The sequence below is a fragment of the Mucilaginibacter aquatilis genome (assembly GCF_009755275.1).
Classification (GTDB): domain Bacteria; phylum Bacteroidota; class Bacteroidia; order Sphingobacteriales; family Sphingobacteriaceae; genus Mucilaginibacter; species Mucilaginibacter aquatilis.
In genome coordinates this window covers 103,055-129,111 of the sequence record NZ_WQLA01000004.1, presented here as the reverse complement: position 1 = coordinate 129,111, position 26,057 = coordinate 103,055, and the positions used below count along the sequence as shown (strand labels likewise).

At 42.8% G+C, this 26,057-nt stretch carries 15 protein-coding genes; 12 read left to right on the top strand and 3 right to left on the bottom strand.

The window, feature by feature from the left end; genetic code table 11:
• The first annotated feature begins 15 nt into the window (after positions 1-15).
• The 12 genes from GO816_RS11475 (at position 16) to GO816_RS11420 (ending at position 23,386) form a co-directional block, all read left to right on the top strand.
• Positions 16-1,674, top strand: coding sequence for a RagB/SusD family nutrient uptake outer membrane protein (locus GO816_RS11475; RefSeq protein ID WP_157542074.1), 1,659 nt, complete (start codon positions 16-18; stop codon positions 1,672-1,674).
• A gap of 9 nt (positions 1,675-1,683) precedes the next feature.
• Complete coding sequence (locus tag GO816_RS11470) at positions 1,684-3,981, top strand: glycoside hydrolase family 3 N-terminal domain-containing protein (RefSeq protein ID WP_157542073.1); 2,298 nt, start codon at positions 1,684-1,686, stop codon at positions 3,979-3,981.
• 3 nt (positions 3,982-3,984) lie between these two features.
• A complete protein-coding gene (locus GO816_RS11465; protein ID WP_157542072.1) occupies positions 3,985-5,772 on the top strand; it encodes a glycoside hydrolase family 2 protein in 1,788 nt (595 codons plus the stop codon).
• 11 nt (positions 5,773-5,783) lie between these two features.
• Complete coding sequence (locus tag GO816_RS11460) at positions 5,784-8,006, top strand: glycoside hydrolase family 3 N-terminal domain-containing protein (RefSeq protein ID WP_157542071.1); 2,223 nt, start codon at positions 5,784-5,786, stop codon at positions 8,004-8,006.
• 11 nt (positions 8,007-8,017) lie between these two features.
• Complete coding sequence (locus GO816_RS11455) at positions 8,018-10,363, top strand: glycoside hydrolase family 2 TIM barrel-domain containing protein (RefSeq protein ID WP_157542070.1); 2,346 nt, start codon at positions 8,018-8,020, stop codon at positions 10,361-10,363.
• 17 nt (positions 10,364-10,380) lie between these two features.
• Positions 10,381-12,537 carry an alpha-galactosidase gene (locus tag GO816_RS11450; RefSeq protein ID WP_157542069.1) on the top strand — a complete coding sequence of 719 codons (2,157 nt, stop codon included), beginning with the start codon at positions 10,381-10,383 and terminating at the stop codon, positions 12,535-12,537.
• A gap of 516 nt (positions 12,538-13,053) precedes the next feature.
• Positions 13,054-16,074 carry a SusC/RagA family TonB-linked outer membrane protein gene (locus tag GO816_RS11445; protein WP_198171500.1) on the top strand — a complete coding sequence of 1,007 codons (3,021 nt, stop codon included), beginning with the start codon at positions 13,054-13,056 and terminating at the stop codon, positions 16,072-16,074.
• 18 nt (positions 16,075-16,092) lie between these two features.
• Positions 16,093-17,739: a RagB/SusD family nutrient uptake outer membrane protein gene (locus GO816_RS11440; protein WP_157542068.1), complete on the top strand. Its 1,647-nt coding sequence runs from the start codon at positions 16,093-16,095 to the stop codon at positions 17,737-17,739.
• Positions 17,740-17,801: 62 nt separating this feature from the next.
• Positions 17,802-18,998: a SusE domain-containing protein gene (locus tag GO816_RS11435; protein WP_157542067.1), complete on the top strand. Its 1,197-nt coding sequence runs from the start codon at positions 17,802-17,804 to the stop codon at positions 18,996-18,998.
• A gap of 65 nt (positions 18,999-19,063) precedes the next feature.
• Positions 19,064-20,599, top strand: coding sequence for a DUF4832 domain-containing protein (locus GO816_RS11430; protein ID WP_232336558.1), 1,536 nt, complete (start codon positions 19,064-19,066; stop codon positions 20,597-20,599).
• 79 nt (positions 20,600-20,678) lie between these two features.
• Positions 20,679-21,911, top strand: a complete 1,233-nt coding sequence (locus tag GO816_RS11425) for a glucuronyl esterase domain-containing protein (protein ID WP_157542065.1) — start codon at positions 20,679-20,681, stop codon at positions 21,909-21,911.
• A 137-nt stretch (positions 21,912-22,048) separates the two neighbouring features.
• Positions 22,049-23,386 (top strand): Gfo/Idh/MocA family protein, encoded by a 1,338-nt coding sequence (locus GO816_RS11420; protein ID WP_157542064.1) that lies wholly within the window; start codon positions 22,049-22,051, stop codon positions 23,384-23,386.
• Between the two features lie 95 nt (positions 23,387-23,481).
• On the opposite strand, the gene GO816_RS11415 is transcribed toward GO816_RS11420, so the two are convergent.
• From GO816_RS11415 to GO816_RS11405, 3 genes are read right to left on the bottom strand one after another with little or no spacing between them, the layout of a single operon-like run.
• Positions 23,482-24,264: a 3-keto-disaccharide hydrolase gene (locus GO816_RS11415; RefSeq protein ID WP_157542063.1), complete on the bottom strand. Its 783-nt coding sequence runs from the start codon at positions 24,262-24,264 to the stop codon at positions 23,482-23,484.
• A gap of 7 nt (positions 24,265-24,271) precedes the next feature.
• The gene (locus GO816_RS11410; RefSeq protein WP_157542062.1) at positions 24,272-25,144 is read right to left on the bottom strand and encodes a sugar phosphate isomerase/epimerase family protein; all 873 of its coding nucleotides are present in this window, start codon (positions 25,142-25,144) and stop codon (positions 24,272-24,274) included.
• 24 nt (positions 25,145-25,168) lie between these two features.
• Positions 25,169-26,053 (bottom strand): hydroxypyruvate isomerase family protein, encoded by an 885-nt coding sequence (locus tag GO816_RS11405; protein WP_157542061.1) that lies wholly within the window; start codon positions 26,051-26,053, stop codon positions 25,169-25,171.
• Between the last annotated feature and the right edge of the window lie 4 nt (positions 26,054-26,057).

Here is a 26,057-nt window from a genome sequence, read left to right as displayed (position 1 = left end):
TAAGTTCATAAAATCATGAAAAAGCATTTACAATATATATACGGCGCTGCTTTGCTGCTTATGGCTCTTTCGGGCTGCAGTAAAGACTTTTTCGAGCCATCTTATACCGAAGGCCCTATTACTGAAGAGTCCATCTGGATTACCGACCGCAGGGTTAGGGAGTACCTAAACCAGGGCTATAATTATTTATTAAGCCGTTACAACCTTGATGCAGCTGGTGCCATGCTGTCAAGCGGTAGCGACGAAGCCGTTAACTCTAACCTCAATAGTAACATTAATTATTTCAATAACGGAACCTGGGGGCCGCTGCGCACTTTTGATGAACAGTATACCAATATGTATACCGGTTTGAGAGTAGCAAACGTGTTTCTGCAAAAATCGCCTACCAGTACTATTTACCCTGTAAGTGATTTAACCGGTTTACGTGGCGAAGCTTTCTTTTTGCGGGCAATGTATCATTTTGAGTTATTTAAGCGATATGGAGAAATTGTGTTGGCTACCCGTCCTTTTGAAGTGGGTGAGAACCTTAACCTGCCGCGTAATTCGGTAGATGAGGTAGTTAAAGCCATTACAACAGATTGCGACTCGGCCGTTAATCAAATTGCAGCGGCCTCAACACGTGATTGGGATGCTGCTAATTACGGCCGCGCTACTAAAGCCGCCGGTATGGCACTTAAAGCAAAAACGCTTTTGATTTACGCAAGCCCGCTTTATAACACTGCTAATGATTTAACCCGCTGGCAAAATGCAGCTAATGCTGCCAACGCACTTATAGCCTTAAATAAGCATGGTTTACTATCGGCAACCGATTATCAAAACCTTTGGGATTATACCAATACAGCAACGTCTTACAACCGTGAAGTAATTTTTGCAACACCGGCGGGCTCTGTAAATACCATTGAGTCGTTCAACGCGCCTATTGGTTTTACAGGTGGCCTGGGCAGAGCTAATCCAACTCAAGATTTGGTTGATGCATTTGAAATGACTAACGGCAAATCAATTACTGATCCAACATCGGGCTATAATCCGCAAAACCCATATGCCGGACGCGATCCGCGCTTGAATCAATTTATCATCACCAATGGCGCTACCTTTAAAACAGGCAGTTTAACCAGGGCGGTTGAAACTTTTGAAAACGGATTAGACAACGTTCTTACCAACGTAAACAGCACCAAATCTGGTTACTACATGCGTAAGTTTTTAAGTGGAAATGCTACTTACAATGTAAATAGTATAACAAACGTACGCCGCCCGTGGGTACTTTTCCGCTACGCCGAAGTTTTGCTTAACTATGCTGAGGCTTTGAATGAGGTATCAGGCCCAACAAGCGCTGTTTATGAAGCGGTTAACGCAATTCGTAACCGCGCCAATATGCCTTCGTTACCGGCAGGTTTAAGCCAATCAGCCATGCGCGATCGTATTCGTAACGAGCGCCGTGTTGAGCTGTGTTTTGAAGAGCAACGATTTTTTGACGTTCGCCGCTGGAAACTGGGTGAAACCTATTTTAATGCACCTGTGCGCGGCATGCGTATCACTAAAAACGGCACGACTTTAAATTATTCGCCTTTTGTGATAGAAAACAGGGTTTTCAGTGCTAAAAACTATCTGTACCCAATACCTCAGACTGAAATAGACAAGGCTGACAAGCTTAAACAAAATCCCGGCTACAATTAATATATTTTAATGATTCTGACTTATAATAAAATTTCTGTTGCGGGCAGTGCACTTGTATTTGCCTGGTTGCTGAATACAACGGTTGCCCTTGGGCAGACAAATGTTCCGCAGTTAGGTAAAAGCACGGTGAAAGAGGTAATTGCCGCAATGACACTTGAAGAAAAAGCTATGATGGTAATAGGAGGAGGGCGCGATGCTGCGCCCTCAGCCTTTACTGATGGATCGATGGTGGGGAACACAAGCTTTCGTATACCGGGTGCAGCAGGTGTTACCAACGCCATACCAAGATTAGGTATTCCTGCAATGGTGCTGGCCGATGGTCCTGCAGGTGTACGTATGGACGTAAGGCGCAAAAATGATGATCACAAATACTTTGCAACCGCTTTTCCGGCCGGTAATACGCTGGCATCAACCTGGAACCCGGATGTGGTGAAACGCATTGGTGAAGCTTTTGGTAATGAGGTGAAAGAGTTTGGTGCTGATATCATTTTAGCACCTGGAGTAAACATTCACCGCAACCCTTTGGGCGGACGAAATTTTGAATACTACTCTGAGGATCCTGTACTTACAGGTGAAATTGCTGCGGCTATCATCAACGGAATACAAAGCAATGGTGTAGGTACCTCAATCAAACATTTTGCAGCAAATAACCAGGAGGCAAACCGCGCAGGAGTAAATGCGCACATTTCCGAGCGTGCTTTAAGAGAAATTTATTTAAAAGGATTTGAGATTGCTATCAAAAAATCTTCGCCGTGGACGGTGATGTCGTCTTACAATTTGCTGAACGGCACCCATACTTCTGAACGTAAGGATTTATTGACCACCATACTTCGGAATGAGTGGAACTTTAAAGGGTACGTAATGAGTGATTGGGGCGGAAAGGCCACAAATTGGGTTGAGCAGGTCAAAGCCGGTAATGATATGATTATGCCGGGTAACAACAAGCAAATACAGCGTATTATATCTGCAGTAAAACATGATTCACTTGATGTTAAAACATTGAACACAAGCGTTGAAAGCGTACTTAATATAATAATGCGTTCGCCAAGTTTTAGCGCTTATAAGTTTAGCAACAACCCTGATTTAAAAGCGCATGCCAAGGTTTCGCGTGAGGCGGCTACAGAGGGCATGGTGTTGCTTAAGAATGAAAAAGAATCACTACCAATAAAAAATAAACAAGCTAAAGTTGCCTTGTTTGGTAACATAAGTTATGCACTTATTGCCGGTGGTTGGGGTAGTGGTGATGTGAACAAGGCTTACACTATATCATTGGCTAAAGGCTTGAACAATGCAGGTTATACGCTCGATAAAGAGTTATCAGACCCTTATCAGCAATACAATTCAAATTACCGTAACTGGAATAAAGAGCTTTTGATAACAGACGAGTTGATTGAAAAGAAAGCAGCTGAGTGTGATGTAGCTATACTAACCATAGGCCGCAATAGTGGCGAAACAAAAGACCGCGACCTTGACTACGATTACTACCTGAAGCCTACCGAGCTGTCGTTAATTGAACGTACTGCCGAGGCCTTTCATCGTAAAAATAAAAAACTGGTTGTTGTTCTTAACCTTTGCGGACCTATTGATACCAAAGGATGGCGCGAAAAGGCTGATGCTATTTTGTTAGCCTGGCAACCGGGCATGGAAGCCGGTGATGCAATTGCCGATTTATTGAGTGGAAAGGTAACTCCATCGGGTAAACTGCCCGATACCTTTGCCGATAACTATAATGATATTGCTTCATCTGCAAACTTTCCGGGTTTGCCTTATGATAACCCTTCCGATGTTATACATCAGGAAGACATTTACGTAGGTTACCGTTATTTTGACACCTGGAAAGTTAAGCCCGCTTATGAGTTTGGCTATGGATTGTCATACACAACTTTTGGTTTCTCGCCACTCAAAGTATCATCATCAGTAGTGAAAGATAATTTGAAGGTAAGCTTAACTGTCACCAACACAGGTAATGTTGCCGGTAAGGAAGTTGTACAATTATATCTTTCTGCCCCTGGTGAAATTATTAACAAGCCGGTACAGGAGTTAAAGGCGTTTTGCAAAACCAATTTACTGCAGCCGGGCCAGTCGCAGGTTGTGACTTTCAATCTGCCGGTAAATGTCTTTGCTTCTTTTGACAACAATCAAAATGCATGGGTGGCAGAAGCCGGTGCACATACTTTAAAAGCCGGTAGTTCATCAAGGCAAATAAAGCAAACAGTGGAAGTTACGATCCCAAAAACAATATTGACCCAAAAGGTAAATTCTGTTTTACATCCTCAAACACCCATTGAGGTTATAAAACCTAAATAAAGAATGACTAAAAAGATTTTTTTTACCATTGCGCTTGCTTTATTACTTGTAAATAGTTCTGAAGTTTTAGCACAGGCTACATTACGTAAGTCGTTCAATTTAAACGGGAAATGGAATGTGATTGTTGACTGGTATGGTAGCGGAAACGCTCATGATATAGCAACGCAAAAACGACCCGTGACAAAAACAGATTTCGTAGAGTTTTCTTTTGATAACAGCCAAACACTTTATGTACCCGGTGATTGGAACTCTCAACGGCCGGAGTTGAAGTACTACGAAGGCACTGTTTGGTACAAACGTGAGTTTGACTTTAAACCCCAAACCAATGCACAGACTTTCCTTCGTTTTGGTGCAGTTAGTTACCGATCGGAGATATTTTTGAACGGCATTAAGTTAGGCGAGCATGAAGGAGGTTTTACATCCTTTACTTTAAACGCCGCAAGAGCCATTAAAACCGGGCATAATGTTTTAGTGGTTAAAGTAAACAACGAACGGAAGGAGGATGCTATCCCCGCCCGTAAATTTGATTGGTGGAATTACGGCGGCATAACACGAGGCGTATGGATTGATGAAAAACCGGCTAATCACATCAGTGATTTTTTTATTCAATTAAAAAAGGGATCACTCAAAGAATTACAAGGCTTTGTACAAACTTCTGAACATAAAAAGCAACAGGTAATTGTTGCGATACCCGAAGCTGGCTTCAAAAAGTCTTACACAACTGATACTAGCGGAAAAGTAGCGTTGACTGCAAGTGTTAGCTTGAAACTATGGTCGCCAGAAAACCCAAAGCTTTATACAGTTAAAGTTTACAATGCTGCAGATACCCTTACCGATGAAATTGGCTTTCGGTCAATTGAAGTACAGGGTACCGATATTTTGCTAAATAAAAAGCCGGTCTTTTTACGTGGCATAAGTTTTCATGAGGAGATGCCACAACGCTCCGGCCGCGCTTATGGAGAAGCTGACGCACGCACGTTGCTAACCTGGGCAAAAGAACTGGGCTGCAATTTTGTTCGCCTGGCACATTACCCTCAAAGCGAAGAAACCGTTAGGCTAGCCGAAAAAATGGGCTTGATGATGTGGGAAGAAATACCGGTTTGGCAAGGAATTCAATTCACTAATCCTCAAATTTTGCAAAAGGCAAATCACATGCTTGCAGAAATGATTGCTCGCGATAAAAATAGATGCGGTATTGTCATCTGGAGTTTATCAAACGAAACGGCTCCATCGCCGCACCGTAACAGCGTGTTGAAGCAAATGGCATCTGATGCCCGCAAAGCTGATCCAACAAGGTTAATTTCTTCTGCATTTGACCATTTCAAATACAATGGAAATCAAATACTTATTGATGACCCTTTAAGCGAAAGCTTAGATGTTTTAGCAGCAAATAAGTACATGGGATGGTATGCCAAATGGCCGTCAGAACCGGGTAACGTTGAATGGAAAAGTAATTTTAACAAACCTCTTATCATATCAGAGTTTGGTGCGGAAGCACTCTACGGCAACCACGGGTCAAAAGACACGGCAGGTTTATGGACTGAAGAATACCAGGAACAGCTTTATAAAGACAACATTAATATGTTCAATAAAATTTCTTTTTTACGCGGCGTTTGCCCGTGGATACTTGCCGATTTTAAAAGTCCTGCGCGTATGCACGCACAATGCCAGGAAGGGTGGAACCGTAAAGGTTTGCTTTCTGACAAAGGCTTTAAAAAGAGGGCTTGGTATATTATGAATGATTATTACAAACAACTTGAAGCCAAACCGCTGCAAGTGAAAAACAAATAAATTTACTATTAATGCACAAATTAGGTATAGGCGTTTTGAGCCTTGCGCTTGCCGGTATACAGCTAAGCGCAGTTGCACAACGAAAATCTGTTAATCAGCGGGTTGATTCAGTTATGCGTTTGATGACGCTTGACGAAAAAATAGGTCAGCTAAACCAATACTCGGGCAGGGAAGTAACAGGCCCTTTGGTTAAGCAAAACGCCAATATGTTAAATGATATTAAGCTAGGCCGCGTAGGTTCAATGCTTAACGTTCAAGGTGTTAAAAATACCCGGCAGGTGCAGGAGGTAGCTATGCAATCGCGTCTTAAAATTCCATTGCTGTTTGGTATGGACGTTATACATGGCTACAAAACTATTTTTCCTGTTCCGTTAGCCGAGTCTGCAACTTGGGATATGGATCTTATTGGTCTTTCGGCACACATAGCAGCCAAAGAAGCTGCGGCTGTGGGCTTACACTGGACGTTTGCACCAATGGTTGATATAGCCCGTGACCCGCGCTGGGGGCGTATAATGGAAGGCGCAGGTGAAGACACCTATTTGGGTAACGAAATAGCTAAGGCGCGTATCATTGGCTTTCAAGGTAAAAAACTGGGTGGGTTAGATGCAGTTATGGCTTGCGCTAAACATTTTGCTGCCTATGGTGCAGTATCATCAGGGCGCGACTATAATGATGTTGAAATGAGCGATCATCAGCTTTGGGAAACCTATCTGCCGCCATTTAAGGCAGCTGTTGATGCCGGTGCTGCAACATTTATGAGCTCATTCAATACCTTAAATGGCGTGCCCGCTGCGGCGAGTGACTATCTCCAACGTGATATACTCAAAGGAAAATGGAATTACAGTGGGTTTGTTGTTAGCGACTGGGGGTCTATAGATCAGATGATTAAATGGGGTTACGTAGCCGATAAAAAGGAGGCTGCTTTGAAAGCGATTCTTTCGGGCTGCGACATGGACATGATGAGCTATAGCTACCTTGAGCATTTAAAAGATTTGGTCAGCTCGAAGAAAGTAAGCGTCAAAATAATTGATGATGCAGTGAAACGCATTCTTGCCAAAAAGTTTGAGCTTGGTTTGTTTGATGATCCTTACCGGTTTTGCAGCGAGGAACGCGAGAAGGCGGAACTGAATAACCCTGAACATGTTAACGCAACGCTTAAGGTTGCTCAAAAATCAATAGTACTTCTTAAAAATCAGGATGCTGTTCTTCCAATTAAGCAAAGCGTAAAAACTATTGCGCTCATAGGCCCTCTGGGCGATTCAAAACGTGATATGCAGGGTGCGTGGGCCGGGGCAAATGATGCTGACAGGGTAGTTACATTATTGAAAGGTTTACAGCAAAAATTGGGTAATAATGTTCGTATAAACTTTGTAAAAGGTGCAAGCATCAAAACCAATGATACAACCGGAATTGCTGAGGCAGTAAAAATTGCCAAAGATGCCGATCTGGTTATTATGGCTTTAGGTGAAGCCTATGACATGAGCGGCGAATCAAGATCAAGGGCCGACATAGGCTTGCCTGGTAAACAAAACGAACTTTTTAACGCAGTACAAGCCACCGGAAAACCTGTAGTTGCTGTTTTAATGGCAGGCAGGCCACTTACATTCAACCAAATTGCTGATAAAGCAAAAGCAGTGGTTTATGCATGGTTCCTGGGTGACCAGGCTGGCAATGCCATTGCGGATGTGCTTACCGGCAAAATGAATCCATCCGGAAAGCTGCCGGTTACCTTCCCGCGTTCGGTTGGCCAAATTCCACTAACCTATAATGATTACAAAACCGGTCATCCGTATAATGCTAATGTATTTCAATATCAAACTGGCTACATCGATGTTCCAAATTCTCCGCTTTATGCATTTGGTTACGGACTTAGCTATACAACTTACAAGTATGCCGACCTAAAACTTAGCAATACTACAATGGATAAAAAAGGAGTAATCACCGCTTCTTTTAACCTGACTAATACGGGTACAACTGCGGGCGAAGAAGTAGTGCAGTTATATGTTCATGACCCTGTTGCATCAGTTGTGCAACCAACCAAAAAACTTAAAGGCTTCCAAAAGGTAGCCCTCAGCCCTGGCGAATCCAAAACAATCAGCTTTACCATAAGTAATGAAACGCTGGCTTTTTACAACCAACAATTAAAATGGGATTCGGAGCCGGGTAAATTTAAAATCATGATTGGTGGCTCGTCTGATAAACTCGAGCTTCAAGCAGATATGGAACTTAAATAGTGCAGCCCTATATGACATTTTATACAAAATTTATAGTTACGCTGGCGCTTGTATTTGCGGTTGGTGTTCATATTCTTTCAGCTCAAACAACCAGTCACAAGGATAGTCTTATCAATTTCGATTGGAAGTTTTACATAGGCGACAACTCTGCAGCAAAAGAAAAAGTATTTGACGATAAAAAGTGGCAAACCGTACACCTACCTCATGATGGCAGCATTGCAGGTGGTTTCGACACAGTAAGCGGTACCCGGCAAAATGGTTTCCGTCCGCGGCATATCGGCTGGTACCGTAAGTTGCTTTTTATGCCTGCAAATGCTAAAGGCAAAATCATCAGCATTGAATTTGAGGGAGTATACCGCGCTGCCGAGGTTTGGGTTAACGGTACGCATTTAATTAAACATTTAAACGGCTACACCGGCTTTACCCTTGATGTTACTAAATACGTAATACCAGGCCAAAACAACGTTATAGCGGTAAGGTATGATAACACTTACAAGCAAAGTTCACGCTGGTACACGGGTGAGGGCATCTATCGTAATGTTTGGCTGCACATAAGAAACCCTTTGCACATAGCCGAAAATGGTACCTACATAACAACACCCTTTATTGGAGATGGTAAAGCAAAAGTATCGGTACAAACCGAGGTAAGCAACACAGCTAATAGTGCTATTACCGCTACCTTAAAAACGGTTATTCTTTCTCCTGGCGGTAAAGAGGTGCAATCAATTTTAAGTACAGTTCCGTTACGTGCGCGCGAGACATATAGATTTCAGCAGCATACTACTATTCAAAACCCCGAAATTTGGGATATACTTAAGCCCAATATTTACATTGTGAAAAGCTACGTGAGTATTGGCGGTAATGAAAGCGATGAGTATACCAGTCGTTTTGGTATCCGTACAATTGATTTCACACCAGAGCAGGGCTTTTTACTTAATGGAAGAAAGGTGTTTTTAAACGGTGTAAATATTCACCATGATTTAGGTCCGCTAGGTGCAGCTGCATTTGATAAGGGTTATAAACGTCGCCTGCTTGGGCTCAAAAAAATGGGTGTTAATGCTATAAGGCTGGCACATAATCCGTATACGAAATCGGTGCTTGATATGTGCGATGAAATGGGCTTATTGGTATTTAACGAGGCTTTTGATAAGTGGAGCAGTGAATACTACGGACCAGGTGAAGACTTTAAACAACATTGGCAGCCCGATTTAGGCTGGTTTATTAAGCGCGACCGCAATCATCCAAGTGTGTTTATTTGGAGCGTGGGCAATGAAGTTGCAGTTAAGCAGGAATACAAAGATTCGGCATTTGTGTTACAGCTCAACAAGATGGTTGAATTTGCGCATCAGGCTGACCCATCACGCAAGGTAACCTCGGGGCTTTACCCTTCGCGTGATGAAGATAGCCCGGCGCCGATGGCTTTTCATATGGACGTAATGAGCGACAACTACATGTCAAGATTTTACAAACGTGATCATCCGAAATTTCCACAACTTATATTCATCGAAAGCGAAATGACCACTGATAACGGAGGCGAAAACTTTTTCAATTATGATCATAGTTATGCTTGCGGCCAGTTTTACTGGGGCGGTACAGATTATATTGGCGAATCATTCAAATGGCCGTCAAAAGGGTGGAACGGCTTAATTGACTGGTGTGACTTCTGGAAACCTATCACATACTACATCCAAAGCCTTTATAGCGAGCAGCCAATGGTAAAGGTAGCTGTGTTTGATGCGTCGGCAAGCGAGTCGCGTGTGTGGAACGATGTGTTTATGAATACTATTAAAATGAGTGATAGCTGGAACTGGAAGCCCGGCCAAAAACTTACCCTCTACACCTTTACCACCGGTGACGAGGTGGAGTTGTTTGTAAACAACAAGTCGGTAGGTGTGAAATACATGAAAGACTTTCCGAAGCATAAAATAAGCTGGGAAGTTAATTACGAGCCAGGCACTATAAAAGCCGTGGCCCGAAAAAACGGTAAACAAATTGCAACCGACGAAGCCAAAACCACCGGTAAGGCTGAGCGTATTGTTCTTGAAACTGATTCTGCTCATTTTAATGCCAACGGGCTCGATCTTGCTTATATAATGGTAACCGTGGTTGATAAAAATGGATTGGTTGTACCTGAAGCTACCAACAGCATAAATTTCAAACTTTCGGGCGAAGCTACGTTAGCAGGAGTAGCAAATAACGATCGTATGAGCGATGAGCATTTTGTAGCTAACCACAGGAAGGTAAATGATGGCAAATGTTTGGTAGTATTGCGCAGCACACGTAAGGGTGGCAAGGTAAAACTTACTGCCTCGGCAGCCGGCCTTAAGGATGCATCATTAAGTCTTACAGCCAAATAAATTTAAGTAAATACCTAATGAAGAAGTATATATCAATTGTAGCACTGCTTTCTATCTGCGCTGTCACAAAAGCGCAAAATAATAAACGTATAACAATAGAAACAGACCACGTTTCAATGGTTTTGAGTGTCGGCAAAAACGGCAGGGTATACCAAAATTATTTGGGGGCAAAGCTGTTAAACCCGGCCGATAACGCAACGCTTCCACAAGGCAAGGAAGTATACGTATGTGGTGGAATGGAAGATTCATTTCAACCGGCCATCCGTGTAACACATACAGATGTAAACCCATCACTTGAGTTGTTGTATACCGAACAAAATACTCAACAACCAGTAGCGGGCTGCACCGAAACAATTGTAACGCTTAAAGATCCAAAATACCCGCTAACGGTTAAGCTGCACTACCAAGCATTTGCCAAAGAGGATGTCATAAAAAGCTGGACAGAAATTATCAACGGAGAGAAGGGTGAGATTACCTTAAATGATTATGCTTCTTCCATGTTAAATTTTGATGCCCGTGAGTACTGGCTAACTCAATATCATGGCGATTGGGCTGCCGAGATGAAGATGCAGGAATCAAAGCTAACCAGTGGAATTAAGGAAATTGACAGCAAGTTGGGTACGCGTGCGGCTATGTACCAAAGTCCGTTGTTTATGCTATCGTTGGGTAAGCAGTCTGACGAAACCAGCGGCGAAGTAATTGCTGCAACTCTTGCCTGGACAGGTAATTTCAAGTTTCATTTCGAAACAGATCAGAATAACGCGTTGCGGGTAATATCGGGCATTAACCCTTATGCATCAGCCTATCGTTTGGCAGCGGGTAAAACTTTTACAACGCCAGTGTTTATTTTTACTTACTCGGCAAACGGCAGAGGGCAGGCCAGTCGTAATTTGCACAAATGGGCGCGTAATTATGATGTTATGGACGGTAACAAACCTCGTCTTGTGTTATTAAATAATTGGGAAACCACCTTTTTCAACTTTGACGAGCAAAAGCTTAGTGGCTTGTTTGATGATGCCGCAAACCTTGGCGTTGACTTGTTTTTGCTTGACGATGGCTGGTTTGGTAACAAATATCCACGTAGTAATGATAAAGCTGGTTTGGGAGACTGGCAGCCTACCAAATCTAAACTACCAAACGGCATTGGCAATCTCATTAAACAAGCCGAAGCCAAAGGCACCAAGTTTGGAATATGGATTGAGCCCGAAATGGTGAACCCCAAAAGTGAACTCTACGAAAAGCACCCTGATTGGGTACTACGGTTACCAAACCGCGCTGTAAACGAGCAACGCAACCAAATGGTGCTTGATTTAGCTAACCCAACGGTGGCAAATTTTGTGTACCAAACCATGGATGACCTGATTAGTAAAAATCCTGGTTTAGGATTTATTAAGTGGGATTGTAACCGCTTAATGACCAATACCTGGTCGCCGTATTTAAAAGATAAGCAATCAAACCTGTACGTTGATTATGTACTAAATTTATACAAGGTTTTTGAGCGTTTACGTGCTAAGCACCCACATTTACCAATCATGTTATGCTCGGGCGGAGGAAGCCGTATAGATTACGAAGCACTTAAATACTTTACCGAGTTTTGGGCCAGTGATAACACCGATCCGTTAGAGCGGGTTTATATGCAATGGGGTTACAGCAATTTTTACCCGGCCAACGTGGTTGCAAGTCATGTTACATCGTGGGGAAAGCAGCCACTCAAATTTCGTACCGATGTAGCTATGATGGGCAAGTTGGGGTATGACATCGATGTCAAAAAAATGACACCCGATGAACTGGCATTTAGCAAGCAGGCTATCAAAAACTATAAACGCTTAAGCAACGTAATATGGTACGGAGATTTATATCGCCTTATATCACCTTATGAAGAAAGCCGCGCTGTATTAATGTATGTTGATAGTGCTAAAGCCAAAGCTGTTGTATTTAACTACAATCTCAACATCCGCGAGCGAGAAACAGTTAACCGTGTGAAACTACAAGGACTTGACACTGCCAAAAAGTACAAGGTGGAAGAAATAAATGTAATGACAGGAGCCAAGCCTATCTTGCCTGATAACGGCCGTGTATACACCGGTGATTTTTTAATGAAAGTAGGACTCGACTTAAATAGTTGGCATTTAAAGGCGTTAACAAGTTCAATTGTTGAAATTACTGCTCAATGATTTGTATAACAAAATGTTAGCATGGAATTATATCTAACTTAAAAACATTAAAACAAGGTACTTTTTTGCCATTTGGCGAAAAAGTACCCCCTAAATGGTTGATTTATGGGGCTTATGGTGAGCTTATACTCAACAAATTTGCTTCACCAGTTAATAATTGTAAACCAAACAACCATTTTAAATTATGACAGAAATTTTTTTACGTCATCACTCCGAAGGTTTTTTTAAACCATCTCATCTGGATTATTTGCGGGCAACGTCACATGAACATTGTTGCTGCAATCAAAAACCTTCTTGATCCCGAGGGCTGCAAAACCCTAATCACTGCTATGTATTGAATCACCCGGCCGTAATGCGGGGTAGTGCTTTTCACTGCTTTTCAGGCGGTAAGCAATTCTATTGTTCAAATTTTAGTATTCCAAATGTTAAAAAAACCACCCGATTACGGATAGTTACAATTCCTCACTTCTGTGAGGCAAACACAAAATAATCACACAAATCCCAAAAAACTCCTTAATGAGAAAAGAATTATACAAAGAACTTAAAAGCTGGCTTATGCTCATTATGCTAATGCTGGCGGCCGGTTATGGCTTTGCACAAAATAACATCAAAGTTACAGGTAAGGTTACTGATTCGGGCAAAGCAGCGTTAATTGGCGTATCAGTTATTGTTAAGGGAAGCAATAACGGTACCCAAACAGATGCCGATGGCCACTACACTCTACAAGCTCCTGCGGGTGCCACATTAGTTTTTACCTATGTTGGTTTCGATGCCCAGGAGGTAAAAGTAGGATCGTCGGGTGTAGTAAATGTAACTATGGCCGGTGATAAAGTGCTCGACCAAATGGTTGTTGTAGGCTATGGCTCGGCCAAAAAGAAAGACCTTACCGGCGGTTTAGCTGTGGTAGGTAAAGAGCAGTTAAGCCTGGTATCTACTCCAAACCTAATGGATAGGTTAGTTGGTCAGGTTGCAGGTTTTAACATTACCACTACAAATGCAGCTCCGGGTCAGGATCAGTCGTTACTTATACGCGGTGAAAACTCGCTTTCTGCCAATAATTCACCCTTAATTGTATTAGACAATATTCCATACAGCGGCTCATTGGTGGATATTGATCCGAACAACGTAGAAAACATAACGGTGTTAAAAGACGCCTCAGCAGTAGCCATCTATGGCTCTCGCGGCTCAAACGGGGTAATCCTCATTCAAACTAAACGTGGTATGGTTGGTAAGCCGCAGGTTACATACCGTGGCCAGGTAGGTGTGGCCGAGCCTATGCAGCGCATAGACGTGATGGGACCAAATGAGTTTATTCGTTTTCAGCAGGATATTGGCCGTTTGAGGGAAAATTACAGTGGTGATGCGCTTGACCCAATTGCAGGTGGAATAATATCAGTGTCGGAGCGTGATAACTATTTAAAAGGCATCACTAACGACTGGCAGAGCTACATTTTCCGGCGGGCTATCACTACCGATCATCAATTAAGCATCTCGGGTGGTACCGAGAGTACCAAATATTTGGCTTCGGCGGCTGCTTTAAAGCAAGATGGGGTTGTTTACAATTCTAAACTTACCCGTATCAACATCACAGCCAACATTGATCAAACTTTTAACAAATGGCTTACCATTGGCATTGGTACACAGTTTACCCAGCGTAGCGATGGCGGTGTGCAACCTAACATCGAGCATGCTATTAAGCAAAGTCCCTATGGTAAGTACATAGATGCATCGGGTTATTATATTCCCGAACCAATGGAATACTCACTGATAGTAAATCCGATGCGTAATGTGAATGCCGATCAGGACCGGATTAACCGTAATTTCTTCCTTTCAGGCTACGCAAATATTTTGCTACCGGTTAAAGGCTTGTCGTTCCGGTCAAATTACGGTTTTAATTACCGTAGCGGTTTTACAGGAACATATTATGGCCGCGATACCTTCGACGGTCGGGAGCAGGCCGGCTTAGTAGGCGGGCGGGCAACCATCAGCAACAATCATTATAATGATTACACCTGGGAGAACATACTGAAATATGAACGCCAGGTAGGTGAGCACCGCTTTGATGCCACCGGACTTTTCAGTATGCAGCAAACCAAAAGTACAGGCTCATCACAAACTGGCGAAGGCTTCGTAACCGACGAAACGAGCTATTTTATGATGAACACAGCTGCGCGTAATATATCTAATACCTCAAGCTTGTCTGAAACTGCATTGCTTTCATACATGGGGCGACTAAATTATTCATTTAGAGGAAAGTATATAGCCACACTTACAGGTCGTTCTGATGGTGCTTCAGTATTCGGGGTTAACAATAAATACGCGTTTTTCCCATCAGCTGCATTAGCCTGGCACATTGGCGAGGAAAGCTTTTTGAAGAATAAGGTTAGCTGGCTAAACATGTTAAAATTACGCCTTTCATATGGTGCTAATGGTAACCAAGCTATTACGCCTTACCGCACGCTTGATCGTTTGTATTCAAACGTTAAATACATCTGGGGCGATGGCGGTACCGCCGTTAACACCGCGTATCTTGCAGGCGATGGTGTGGGTAACCCTAACCTGAAATGGGAAACCACTTATACAGGAAATATTGGTGTTGATTTTCAACTATTCAACAACCGTGTAAGCGGTAGCCTAGACTTTTACCGTTCGCGCACAAAAGATTTGTTGATGACCCGTACAGTGCCCATCATGAACGGCTACAGCCGTATATGGGACAACGTTGGCGAAACCCAAAACCAGGGTTTAGAGCTAACCTTAAATACGACAAACATCAACAACAAAAATTTCAAGTGGAACACAACTGCTGTTTTTTCATTTGACCGGGACAAAATTATAGAGTTGCGTGGCGATGGGCTTGATGACATAAATAATAACTGGTTTATAGGAAAGCCGCTACGTGTATTTTACGATTATAACATGGTTGGCATATGGCAGCGTGGCGACCAGTATTTTTATACCGATGCAAATGGCAGTCAGCGTGAAGCACAAACCGGTGCTGCTCCCGGTTCGGCCAAGTTAGAGGATGTTGATGGTAATGGTTTTATTAACGCCGCCGACCGTAAGATAATCGGCTCAAGAATGCCCCGCTACACGGCATCGTTAGCAAACAGGTTCACTTACAAAGACTTCTATTTATCAGCCTTGCTCACCGGAACCTTTGGTGTATGGCGTGATGATAACATGGCCAACCTAGGGTCGTGGACATTTGGAATAACCAATTACGTGCATAATGCTAATTACTGGACTCCTGAAAACCCAGGTGCAACCATTGTATCTCCGGGGTACAATAACGGCTTTGGTCACGGTTTCTACAAAAAGGTAAACTATGTTCAAGTTAAAAACATAACGTTTGGGTACCGCATACCTCAAAATATTGTGAAAAAACTAGGCGTAAGTGGTATCGAAACTAATCTGAGTGTAAACAACCTTTACACTTTCTCTAACATTAGGCAGGTACTCAATTATGACAATACCTGGATGGCCTCATATCCAACCGCACGATTACTGATGTTTGGTTTAAACGTAAATTTTTAACGGCAAAACACACGTAACATGAATAAATTTATAAAAGCAAGCTTTACGCTTATTGTGCTCATCTCATTAGGCGGGTGTAAAAAATTTTTAGATGAGGAGCTGAAAACTGAACTAGCTCCAACAAATACATTTACAAGTACATATGGTTTTGAGGTAGGTAGTGCAGGTTTGTACGCACTAACCCGGTCAGAATATAACACTTTTGGTGAGGGCGGCGCCTTTCTACATAATGGTGCATGCCCTTATGAAGCCTTACAGGCCGCAACTGATATTGCCGACGTAATAAACAGCGATGCCTCATTAATGGCATTTGCAAACTTAACACTCACACCGGCCGAACGCTTTGTTGGTTCATATTGGAATTGGGCTTACAGCTTAATTTCATCGGCCAACTTAATGCTGGTGTATTCAGAAAAAAACACCAACTGGGATTCGCCCTCTGATAAGGTACGCTTCCAGGCCGAGGCAAAATTTTTTAGAGCTTATGCTTACCGCACGCTGGTTTACCTTTATGGTGATGTACCTTATGTTGAAACCATTCTATATGATTTTAAGCTGAACTTTACACGCACGCCGAAAGCTGAAGTGATAGGTCATATTGTTGATGATTTGAAGTTTGCAGCAGAGAACCTGCCGGCAAATCCTGATCAGGTTAAAGAAGGTAAGGTTACTAAATGGGCTGCCAATCACCTGCTAAGCGAAATGTACCTCATGCAGGGCGAGTACCAGCTGGCTGAACAAGCAGCACTTTCAGTTATAAACAGCGGCAACTACAGCCTCATGAAAACTCGTTTTGGTGCAGGTAAAGACAAGCCCGGAGATGTATTCAGTGACTTGTTTGTAGAGAACAATCAAAACAGATTAAAGAACGGTAACCGCGAAAGCATTTGGGTGCTGCAGTTTGAATTTAATGCTATTGGTGGTGGTACAAACTCCGACGATTGGACCCGCCGCGCCTGGATTCCAAAATACCCCGACATTAGCGGCTTCGTTTTGGCCGACACATTAGGTGGCCGTGGTTTAGCTCAATTGGTACCGATGAAATGGTGGGTAGGTACTAATGGCACCAATGCATCTGGTAATGTGGCAGGTATTTTTGAGGCCTCAGATATTCGTAATTCTAATTACAATATTAAACGCAACTGGTACTATAACAACCCAAATGATGCTGCTTTAAATGGTAAAAAAGCCAGTATAACCGAGCAAACCTGGTTTTCTACCAAAAGCTTGTTCCCAACTATAACCAAATTCTTTTACGGTCGTGCCGAAAACTTAAGCTTAACCGGCAGCTATAAAGATCGCATGAAGTTTCGTTTAGCAGAGACCTATTTGCTGCTTGCTGAAGCTTGCCTGGGGCAAAACAATCCGCAAAAAGCAGCTGATGCCGTGAATGAGGTACGTAAAAGAGCAGGCGCTTCAACCGTTACAGGTGCACAGATGAACATGGATTTTTTACTTGATGAACGCATCCGTGAACTGGCAGGTGAGGAGAGCCGCAGATTTACACTTGTACGTACTAACAAATTGGTTGATAGGGTAAAAGCATACAATGGCGCCATCCGCGATAAAATAACATCAAACAATATATTGTGGCCAATACCACAAACCATAATTGATGCCAACCGCGATGCTCCTTTTCCGCAAAACCCAGGCTATGGTAGGTAGAGTAGGTCATGGTATACTGATATTAAAAACCAATCACAATAATTAATTTAAGCATTAACTGCATGAAAAAAGTTAAATATTTATTTAACTCGTGGAGCCTTTTATTCATGATTGCCTGCCTAACGGCATGTAAGCACGAAATAAATGACATTGAAAAGGTTCAGGAGACATTGGAACTTAAGGTTTCATCAGAGAATATAACGCTAGACGAGAACGATCCGGGTAAAGATATACTGACATTCAATTGGGATAAGGCCCGTAATCAGTCAGACGATCACATGGTCACTTACATTACCAAGCTCGATGTACTTGGTAATAACTTCGGTTCGTCAACCGCTATTATGACCTATGAGGATGATGGTGTTTTTACCAAAAGTTTCACCTCGGCGCAACTGTTGAACTGGGCAAACCAAAAATGGAAGGTTGCTACCAACAAGCCATTCACGCTCGAATTTAGGGTAGTGGCTCAATGGGAAGGCGGGGCTACTTTTGAAGCACCTGAAGTGCGTACGGTGAGGATAAATGTGTTACCTAAAAAGGTATCTGTAGGCGGAACCGCTGTGCCCGGTAACAACCGTGTTGAAATGCAAAAAACCATTGAGGATTTAAATCAATACGCATTTGTATTAAACCTGCAACCTGGCGAACTACAAATTCCGGTGGAAACAAATGGTAAAACAAACTATATAACAGCTACCGATGGTAGCAGCACACTTAAAGATGGTACCACAGTTGGTACAAACTTAAGCGAAACCCCATTTGGTTGGAAAATTGAAACAGCGGGCGAATACAGGGTGGTAGTTAACTTACTTAAAGCTACAGCAACCATTTATTCACCTGCAAAAGCCTTGCAGCCAAAAATTGTACAGTGGGGCAATGCAGCTACGCCTATCAGCACCACTGTTAATGAGCTATGGATGCACGGACAAATAAATAGTTTTTTAGTACCTATAAAAATGGATTGCCAGGTGAGTGTGGCCGATCCGCAGATTTTGGTGTACACCGGCGGCCGTGTGGGCAAAACCAAGTTTATAGTATATGGCGGTAATGATAATAATAAAAATTTGGCGTACGCATTCAGCTGTCCGTTAACTTCAACCGGAACTTCGCAGGAACTAGCCTTGAGCGTGGGTACGGTAGCTCCGTTAGCGGGAGGTAATTCCAGTGCGCAACGCAACTCTTATTATACCATTCCATCGGGTACTAATATCATAATTTTCGACCTGCGTAACATGACCATACTGGCAGACAGGAGATAAGGAAAATTAAGTGTGATTTATACTTAAATACGATACTCAAAATGATAAAATCAAGTTATAATCTAATGCTTTTAAAACTCACTACCGCCTTATTATGTGTAGCAGCATTAGCGTGCAAAAAAGATTCAGATAACGACGCTAAACCCATATCAGGTACACTGGTAAAACCCAATTATAACCGCAGCACCGTGTTTCGTAACCCGCTTAACGGTTGGGTAATGTATGCCGGTGCCGACAATGCTAATTATTGGGATCTGAACTTTTATGTTCCTGATTTAGGAAAATCAGTAAAGGCATCTGATTACGCATCGGCTTGCTATATACGTACAAGCTGGGCTAAACTTAACCCAGCCGATGGCGTATACGCTTGGCGCGATCCGAATTCGGCCTTAGGAAAACTTATAAAGGGCGCTGAAGACAGAGGCCTGCCAATAGCCTTTCGTATTGTAGTTGATGGCCGCGACCAGGGCTTGAATACTCCTCAATTCGTGTTTGATGCTGGTGCCAAATTCTATCTTGAAAATGCATCGTTCCCTGCGCGCCGAACGCCGTACCCGCAGGATGCTGTTTTTAAACAGTATTACGCAAAATTTATAACCGAGCTTGCTAAGGACTTTAATGATCCTAAGAAAACATCATTTATTGATGCTTACGGCTTGGGCAAATGGGGCGAAGCGCACAATGTGGTTTACGAACAAATTGGTGCAGCTGTTACCCCAAACACAGAGAAGCTTAAAGAAGAGGTTTTTGATTGGGTTACTGATTTGTACAGTCAGCAATTTACAAAGGTGCCTTTGGTTATTAACTATCACCGTTTGGTTGGTCACCCTGCAAGTTGGGGGGCTGCAAATGCAAACAGCGATAGGTTACTGGTTAAAGCCATTAATAAGGGCTACAGCCTACGGCAAGATGCGTTTGGTATGACAGACTACTACCAAAGCTGGGAGAAGCAGTTTACCAAAACCTGGAACTTTAAACGCCCGGTTATTATGGAAGGCGGCTGGATAACTACAGGTACCCACCGTTACTGGACGGATCCTAGTGGGAAATACCGGGAAAACCATCCGGAAGACGTTCGTCAGGGCGAGTTTGATGCATCCGCCGAAGCTGCTGTTAACATGATGGATTTTCGTGTAGGTGAAATTGATAGCTGGTTTACCAAGTCATTCTCATTAGTGCAGAGGTTTACAACCGAAGGCGGCTACCGTTTATACCCTGACCAGGTTTACTTGCCCGAGACTTTAAAAAGCGGCGAAGAAGGCACTATTACTCACCGCTGGCGTAATATGGGGTGGGGCTATTTTCCTAACAATATTCCGCAATGGAATTATAAGTACAAAGTTGCCTTTGCATTACTTGATGCTGCGGGCGCAGTAAAAAAGGTATTTGTTGATGAGAAAGCCGAACCATCTACCTGGCTTAAAGGCACGCCTGCAAGGTATGAGCTGAAAGCCAAGGCCGATTTACCTGCCGGAACTTACACTTGGGCAGTTGCTATTATTGATGCTCAAAAAGAGAACCAGCCAGGTATACGGCTTGCTGTAAACGGTGATATGACTACTGCCGGCTGGTTAAAACTTATGAACGTTCAAATAAAATAAACCTAATTTACTGATGATAAAAAGCGTTTTGTGTTTGCTTACAAGCTTACATAAAGCGCTTTTTAAGTAAAACCTTAAAATGAAAACCTTTCAAATCACATCAACGCTTAAAATTGCTGTTTGCTTGCTGGTTCTATTTGGCAACAGTACGTACGCTCAAAAAACAGATAAGTTTATGGGCGAAATAGTAAATTACGACGAGGAAGCCGTTCCTAAATATATTTTGCCCGATCCTTTAGTTACCACCACAGGTCTACCCGTGAAAAATAAGGCAATGTGGGAGAAATCAAGACGGGCGGAGATAATAGAACTGTTCAAAAATAATGTTTATGGCCAAACACCATCACGTTTTGACAGCATTAGGTTTGAGGTTACTAAAACTACAGACACAGCTATGAACGGGCTTGCAAGTTCAAAGGAAATCATCGTTCACATCTGGAATAAGGGAAATACAATAGGCATTCCAGTTGTAATGTTTGTGCCAAACAAACGTAATAAGCCTTCGCCCTTATTTTTGTTGATTAATAACCGTAGCAAGCGTAATACCGACCCATTGCGCGCCGTAAAAAGCACGTTTTGGCCTGCCGAGCTTTTAATTGAAAAGGGTTACGCCATTGCAGCATTTCATGTAGGTGATGCGGCACCCGACAGGAAAGATAGCTACCAACACGGCGTGCTTGATAAACTATACCCAGAGCTGTTGAACCAAAAGAACGGTATGAAAGCTATTGGTGCCTGGGCCTGGGCCGCCAGCAGAGTAATGGATTACCTGGAAACTGACAAAGACATTGATGCAAAAAAGGTTGCCTTGGTTGGCCATTCTAGAGGAGGAAAAACTTCGTTGTGGGCAGGTGCGCTCGACCAGCGTTTTGCTTTAATATTCAGCAGTTGTTCGGGTAGTACGGGAGCTTCATTGGCACGCAGGCAGTATGGCGAAACAATAAGTTTGGTTACTAAACAGTTTGGCTATTGGTTTGCCGATACCTACAAAGATTACAGCACAAAGGTGAATGAGCTGCCTGTTGATCAACATATGTTAATTTCTCTTATTGCTCCCAGGCCGGTTTATACTACCAATGCAACTGAAGACCGGTGGGCCGACCCGAGAGGATCATACCTTGCACTTATAAACGCTTTACCAGTATACAATTTATACAAATCAAACACAGCACTACCGCCACAGCCTCCTGCTGTAAATTCACCTATCATCAAGTCAACTATTGGCTATCATTTCCGCACGGGCAAGCATGACCTTAACGTTTATGATTGGGAGAGATTTATTGAGTTTGCCAATTATCACTACCAAAAATAATTTCCGAAGACTTGAACTTTGCCAGCTCAGTTGCGAACAATTCGTGCTGAAATACAGTTGATACAAAAGCGTACTAGTACCCAGGCTGTGACTAAATTCTGTACTGGCTTGGAGCTGCTACGTTTAACAAATATCGCATGAATAACAAGGAAACCGAAGTTCAGCCTGATGGTATAAGTCGCAAACAGTTTTTGTCCCTATCCGGCAAATCAATAATAGCAGGTGCTGCAGGCGCTGTAGCTTTAAATGGATTGGTTGATAACAATGCCTATGCGCAATCCACGAATAAAAAAGCTTTGTCGCCACCGGCTAATATTCCACCCAGTTTGGAGGAACCGATTGTGTTGGAGCAGTGGAAATCTGACGCAGATCAGAAATCGGCACCAACACCTACACCGCTACCTCCCGACAGGCGCATTGGCTATGCCATAGTTGGGTTGGGACATCTATCCCTGGAGGAGTTGCTTCCGGCTCTTAACAATTGCAAAAAATCAAAGCTTGCGGCTTTAGTAAGCGCTAGTCCTGATAAGATGAAGAAGGTGGCTCAGCAATACGGCATCAGTCCTGAAAACTGTTACGACTATAAAAACTACGACCGTTTAAAGGACAATAAAGATGTTGATGTAATATACATTGTATTGCCAAACGGATTGCATAAGGAATTTGTTATTAGAGGAGCAAAAGCCGGTAAACACATATTATGTGAAAAGCCAATGGCTAATACCGCTGATGAATGCCGCGATATGATTGCTGCGTGTAACAAAGCAGGTGTTAAACTGATGATTGCTTATCGTATACACTATCAGCCGCATAACCGTAAGCTGCGCGAAATTTTAACAGCAAAAGAATTTGGTTTAGTAAAGTATGTTGAGGCATCAAACTCTCAAAGCACGGCCAACGTTGATCATTGGCGACATAAAAAGGCACTGGCCGGGGGCGGAGCATTACCCGATATTGGTTTGTACTGCCTCAACACCACTCGCTTTATTTTGGATGCAGAACCGGAAGAGGTATTTGCATATAGTTATAGTACACCCGGCAATCCACTTTTTGCCGAAGTTGAAGAAATGGTATCGTGGCAGATGCGTTTTGCCAATGGCATTTATGCAAGCTGTACCACGCATTACGATGTGCATGAAAGCAGACACTACAGAGTTAATTGCCAAAAGGGATGGCTACATTTAGATAAAGCATATGCTTACAAAGGGCAAAAGTTAAAAACCGCACGTGCCGATGGTATGCTTGAGCGCCAGGAAGACCTGGGCATAGCCGAAATTGACCAGTTTGGAGCAGAAATGGATCATTTTTCAGACTGTATATTGAAAAATAAGAAACCGTTTACACCCGGCGAAGAAGGCCTGCAAGACCATATCTTGATGGAGGCAATTTATCAATCGGCTAAAGAAGGTAAGCCGATAAAGATTAAAGGCTTGGGAAGCAAAAATACCTGGCGCGGTCCGGAGCCTGAGCTATGAAAGAAAAGCGGATTACTATTTGTAATCCGCTTTTCTTTTTCAAATACAGCGACGAGAACATTCTTCGCTGTATTTAAGAGTTATACATCAGCTTATTAAATTTCTCTTATCCAAATATTTCTAAAGCTGATAGGCTCGCTTTTATCGCCGTGCGCCTGTAACTTTATTGGACTTTTACCGTGCTTTATCGAATATGACGCCTTACCAATGTATTGTGTTGGTCCAAGCAGCACTGTGTTGTTTTGTACAACAACTCCGTTCCAAATAACAGTTACACTTGCCGGTTGTTTAATAGTTCCGTCTTCGTTAAATACAGGAGCACTCCAGGAAACATCATAGGTTTGCCATTCACCGGGTTTGCGCGCAGCATTTGCCAGCGGTGCAAATTGCTTGTAAATACTGCCGGCCATACCATTTACGTAGGTCTTGTTTTCGTAAGAATCTAAAACCTGTAGCTCATAACCAGGGTCGCCTTTACCTAACGATGCCAGAAAAACACCGCTATTGCCACGGGTCTGGCCTTCGCCTGTAATATTGGCAGGAATTTTCCACTCAATATGTAGCTGGTAACTGCCAAATGAGCGTTTGGTCTCTATGTTCCCTTTCGATTTGTCAACTACCATTGCATCGCCTTGAACTTTCCATGCGGCAGGTTGACTTCTGTCAGCATTTGATACCCATTCATCCAAACCCTTGCCATTAAATAGTATAATAGCATCTGAAGGAGGTGGAAGCATTGGCGTTGCTTTACCAACTTCAACCTTTGGCGGTACGGGCGTCCATGACTCTGTATCTTGAGGTTTGGCCTGCTGTTGCCCGCAAACTTTTAAAGAAAGGGTAGAGGTTGTAAGTAGCATCACAAAATATGATAGTTTCATACTGAAATTAGCTTAAAAGATTGTTTAATAGATATTTACTGCTTTGAGCAATGCTTACATAAGGGTCAATCTTGAAGTTTTCCTGTTCCACAATGTAATGCTTTATGCCTCCTAATTTTGCATTTGCAAATATTTGCTTAAAGTCTACAGAACCTGAACCAACCTCGGTGTTGAGCTTGTTGTCCTGTTTGTCCATATCCTTTACGTGCACCATACTAAAACGGCCCGGATATTTTTTAAACCAGTTAACAGGATCGTTACCGGCACGCACAACCCAGTATAAATCCATTTCAAAATCGAGCATACCTGGTTGTGTGCCTTTTAATAGTTCCTCATACAAAGTCACACCCTCAACAGATATCAATTCAAAATCATGGTTATGGTAAGCCATTTTAAGGCCCGCTTTTTTAATATGCGCGGCTGCAGTGTTCACCTTCGTTACAATGCTTTTAATATCGGCAGCAGTTTTGCGAAACTTAATATTGATGTAAGGCATGGTAACATATTTATGTCCTAACACTTTAGCTGCCGCTATAGCATCGTTTACTTCATCCATACTGCCGGTTTCTAAAAGCTTATCCATACCATAATGGCCGCTTGGAGAGGTGAGTCCGTGTTGCGTCAGCAAAGCTTTAAACTCTACCGGCGACAAGCCCCAAAATCCATTTTGCTTACTGTAGCCGTAAACCTCTACCTCTTTATAACCTGCTTGGGCTACTTTTGCTATAACACCTTTAACATCCTTTGGTAATTGGGCACGTAGAGTATATAGTTGCAGCCCGGCAACCTTATTAGTTTTAGCCATTAGTAACTCAGGCGCTAATGCAAGCCCTGCACTTATTAAGCCGGCTTGTGCTATAAATGTTCTTCTATTGGTCATGTTTAATTCAAATAAAGCATCATGCTATACGTCACAAATTTGAACGCACTTTTGCAATGATTTCAATTTGTTATCGCCTGTAGGCACAAACTCTTGTGCTACATACCCTTTAAAGCCTGTTGCCACAATGGCATTCATAATAGCCGGATAAAACAACTCTTGTGTTTCATCAATTTCATGACGGCCGGGTACACCACCGGTATGATAATGCGCGATATATGGATGGTATTGTTTAATGTTTGTAATTACGTCGCCTTCATCAATTTGCATGTGATAAATGTCGTAAAGTAGCTTAAAGCTTTCCGAACCCACTTTTTTACAAAGCTCGGCACCCCACCAGGTACGGTCGGCCTGATAATCCTGATGATTAAGTTTGCTGTTTAGCAATTCCATCACCAAAACCACTTTATGCTTTTCGGCTAACGGCATCAGTTGTTTTAAACCTTCTGCACAGTTTGCCCAGCCTTCTTCGTCGCTCTTGTTGCGTTTGTTACCACTAAAGCAAATAAGATTAGTATAACCTGCTTTTGCCACCAGCGGAATCATTTCACTGTATTGTTTAATAAGGCGGGCGTGGAACTGTTTATCGTTAAAGCCGTCCACTAAATTAATTTCGGCGCCATTACACATTGATGAGTGTATACCATGTGCTTTAAGCGTGTCCCATTCTTTGGGGCCAACCAAATCAATGGCACTTAGGCCTATTCTTTTGCCTTCAATACATAGCTTATCAAGCGGTATGTCTTGGTAACACCAGCGGCATGCTGAGTGATTAATGTTTCCTTTAAGCGGCATGTTTTTTTGTAAAGGCTGAGCAACGGCATCCATATTGGCAAATGCTCCAATTGTTGATAGCGCGGCAGTACCGGCAACAATATTTTTAATAGCCGAACGGCGATCTGTACTCATATTA

Excerpts from the sequence above, each read along its gene's own strand:
- GO816_RS11475 (WP_157542074.1), top strand. The coding sequence starts at position 16 with ATGAAAAAGCATTTACAATATATATACGGCGCTGCTTTGCTGCTTATG.
- GO816_RS11470 (WP_157542073.1), top strand. The coding sequence starts at position 1,684 with ATGATTCTGACTTATAATAAAATTTCTGTTGCGGGCAGTGCACTTGTA.
- GO816_RS11465 (WP_157542072.1), top strand. The coding sequence starts at position 3,985 with ATGACTAAAAAGATTTTTTTTACCATTGCGCTTGCTTTATTACTTGTA.
- GO816_RS11460 (WP_157542071.1), top strand. The coding sequence starts at position 5,784 with ATGCACAAATTAGGTATAGGCGTTTTGAGCCTTGCGCTTGCCGGTATA.
- GO816_RS11455 (WP_157542070.1), top strand. The coding sequence starts at position 8,018 with ATGACATTTTATACAAAATTTATAGTTACGCTGGCGCTTGTATTTGCG.
- GO816_RS11450 (WP_157542069.1), top strand. The coding sequence starts at position 10,381 with ATGAAGAAGTATATATCAATTGTAGCACTGCTTTCTATCTGCGCTGTC.
- GO816_RS11445 (WP_198171500.1), top strand. The coding sequence starts at position 13,054 with ATGAGAAAAGAATTATACAAAGAACTTAAAAGCTGGCTTATGCTCATT.
- GO816_RS11440 (WP_157542068.1), top strand. The coding sequence starts at position 16,093 with ATGAATAAATTTATAAAAGCAAGCTTTACGCTTATTGTGCTCATCTCA.
- GO816_RS11435 (WP_157542067.1), top strand. The coding sequence starts at position 17,802 with ATGAAAAAAGTTAAATATTTATTTAACTCGTGGAGCCTTTTATTCATG.
- GO816_RS11430 (WP_232336558.1), top strand. The coding sequence starts at position 19,064 with ATGCTTTTAAAACTCACTACCGCCTTATTATGTGTAGCAGCATTAGCG.
- GO816_RS11425 (WP_157542065.1), top strand. The coding sequence starts at position 20,679 with ATGAAAACCTTTCAAATCACATCAACGCTTAAAATTGCTGTTTGCTTG.
- GO816_RS11420 (WP_157542064.1), top strand. The coding sequence starts at position 22,049 with ATGAATAACAAGGAAACCGAAGTTCAGCCTGATGGTATAAGTCGCAAA.
- GO816_RS11415 (WP_157542063.1), bottom strand. The coding sequence starts at position 24,264 with ATGAAACTATCATATTTTGTGATGCTACTTACAACCTCTACCCTTTCT.
- GO816_RS11410 (WP_157542062.1), bottom strand. The coding sequence starts at position 25,144 with ATGACCAATAGAAGAACATTTATAGCACAAGCCGGCTTAATAAGTGCA.
- GO816_RS11405 (WP_157542061.1), bottom strand. The coding sequence starts at position 26,053 with ATGAGTACAGATCGCCGTTCGGCTATTAAAAATATTGTTGCCGGTACT.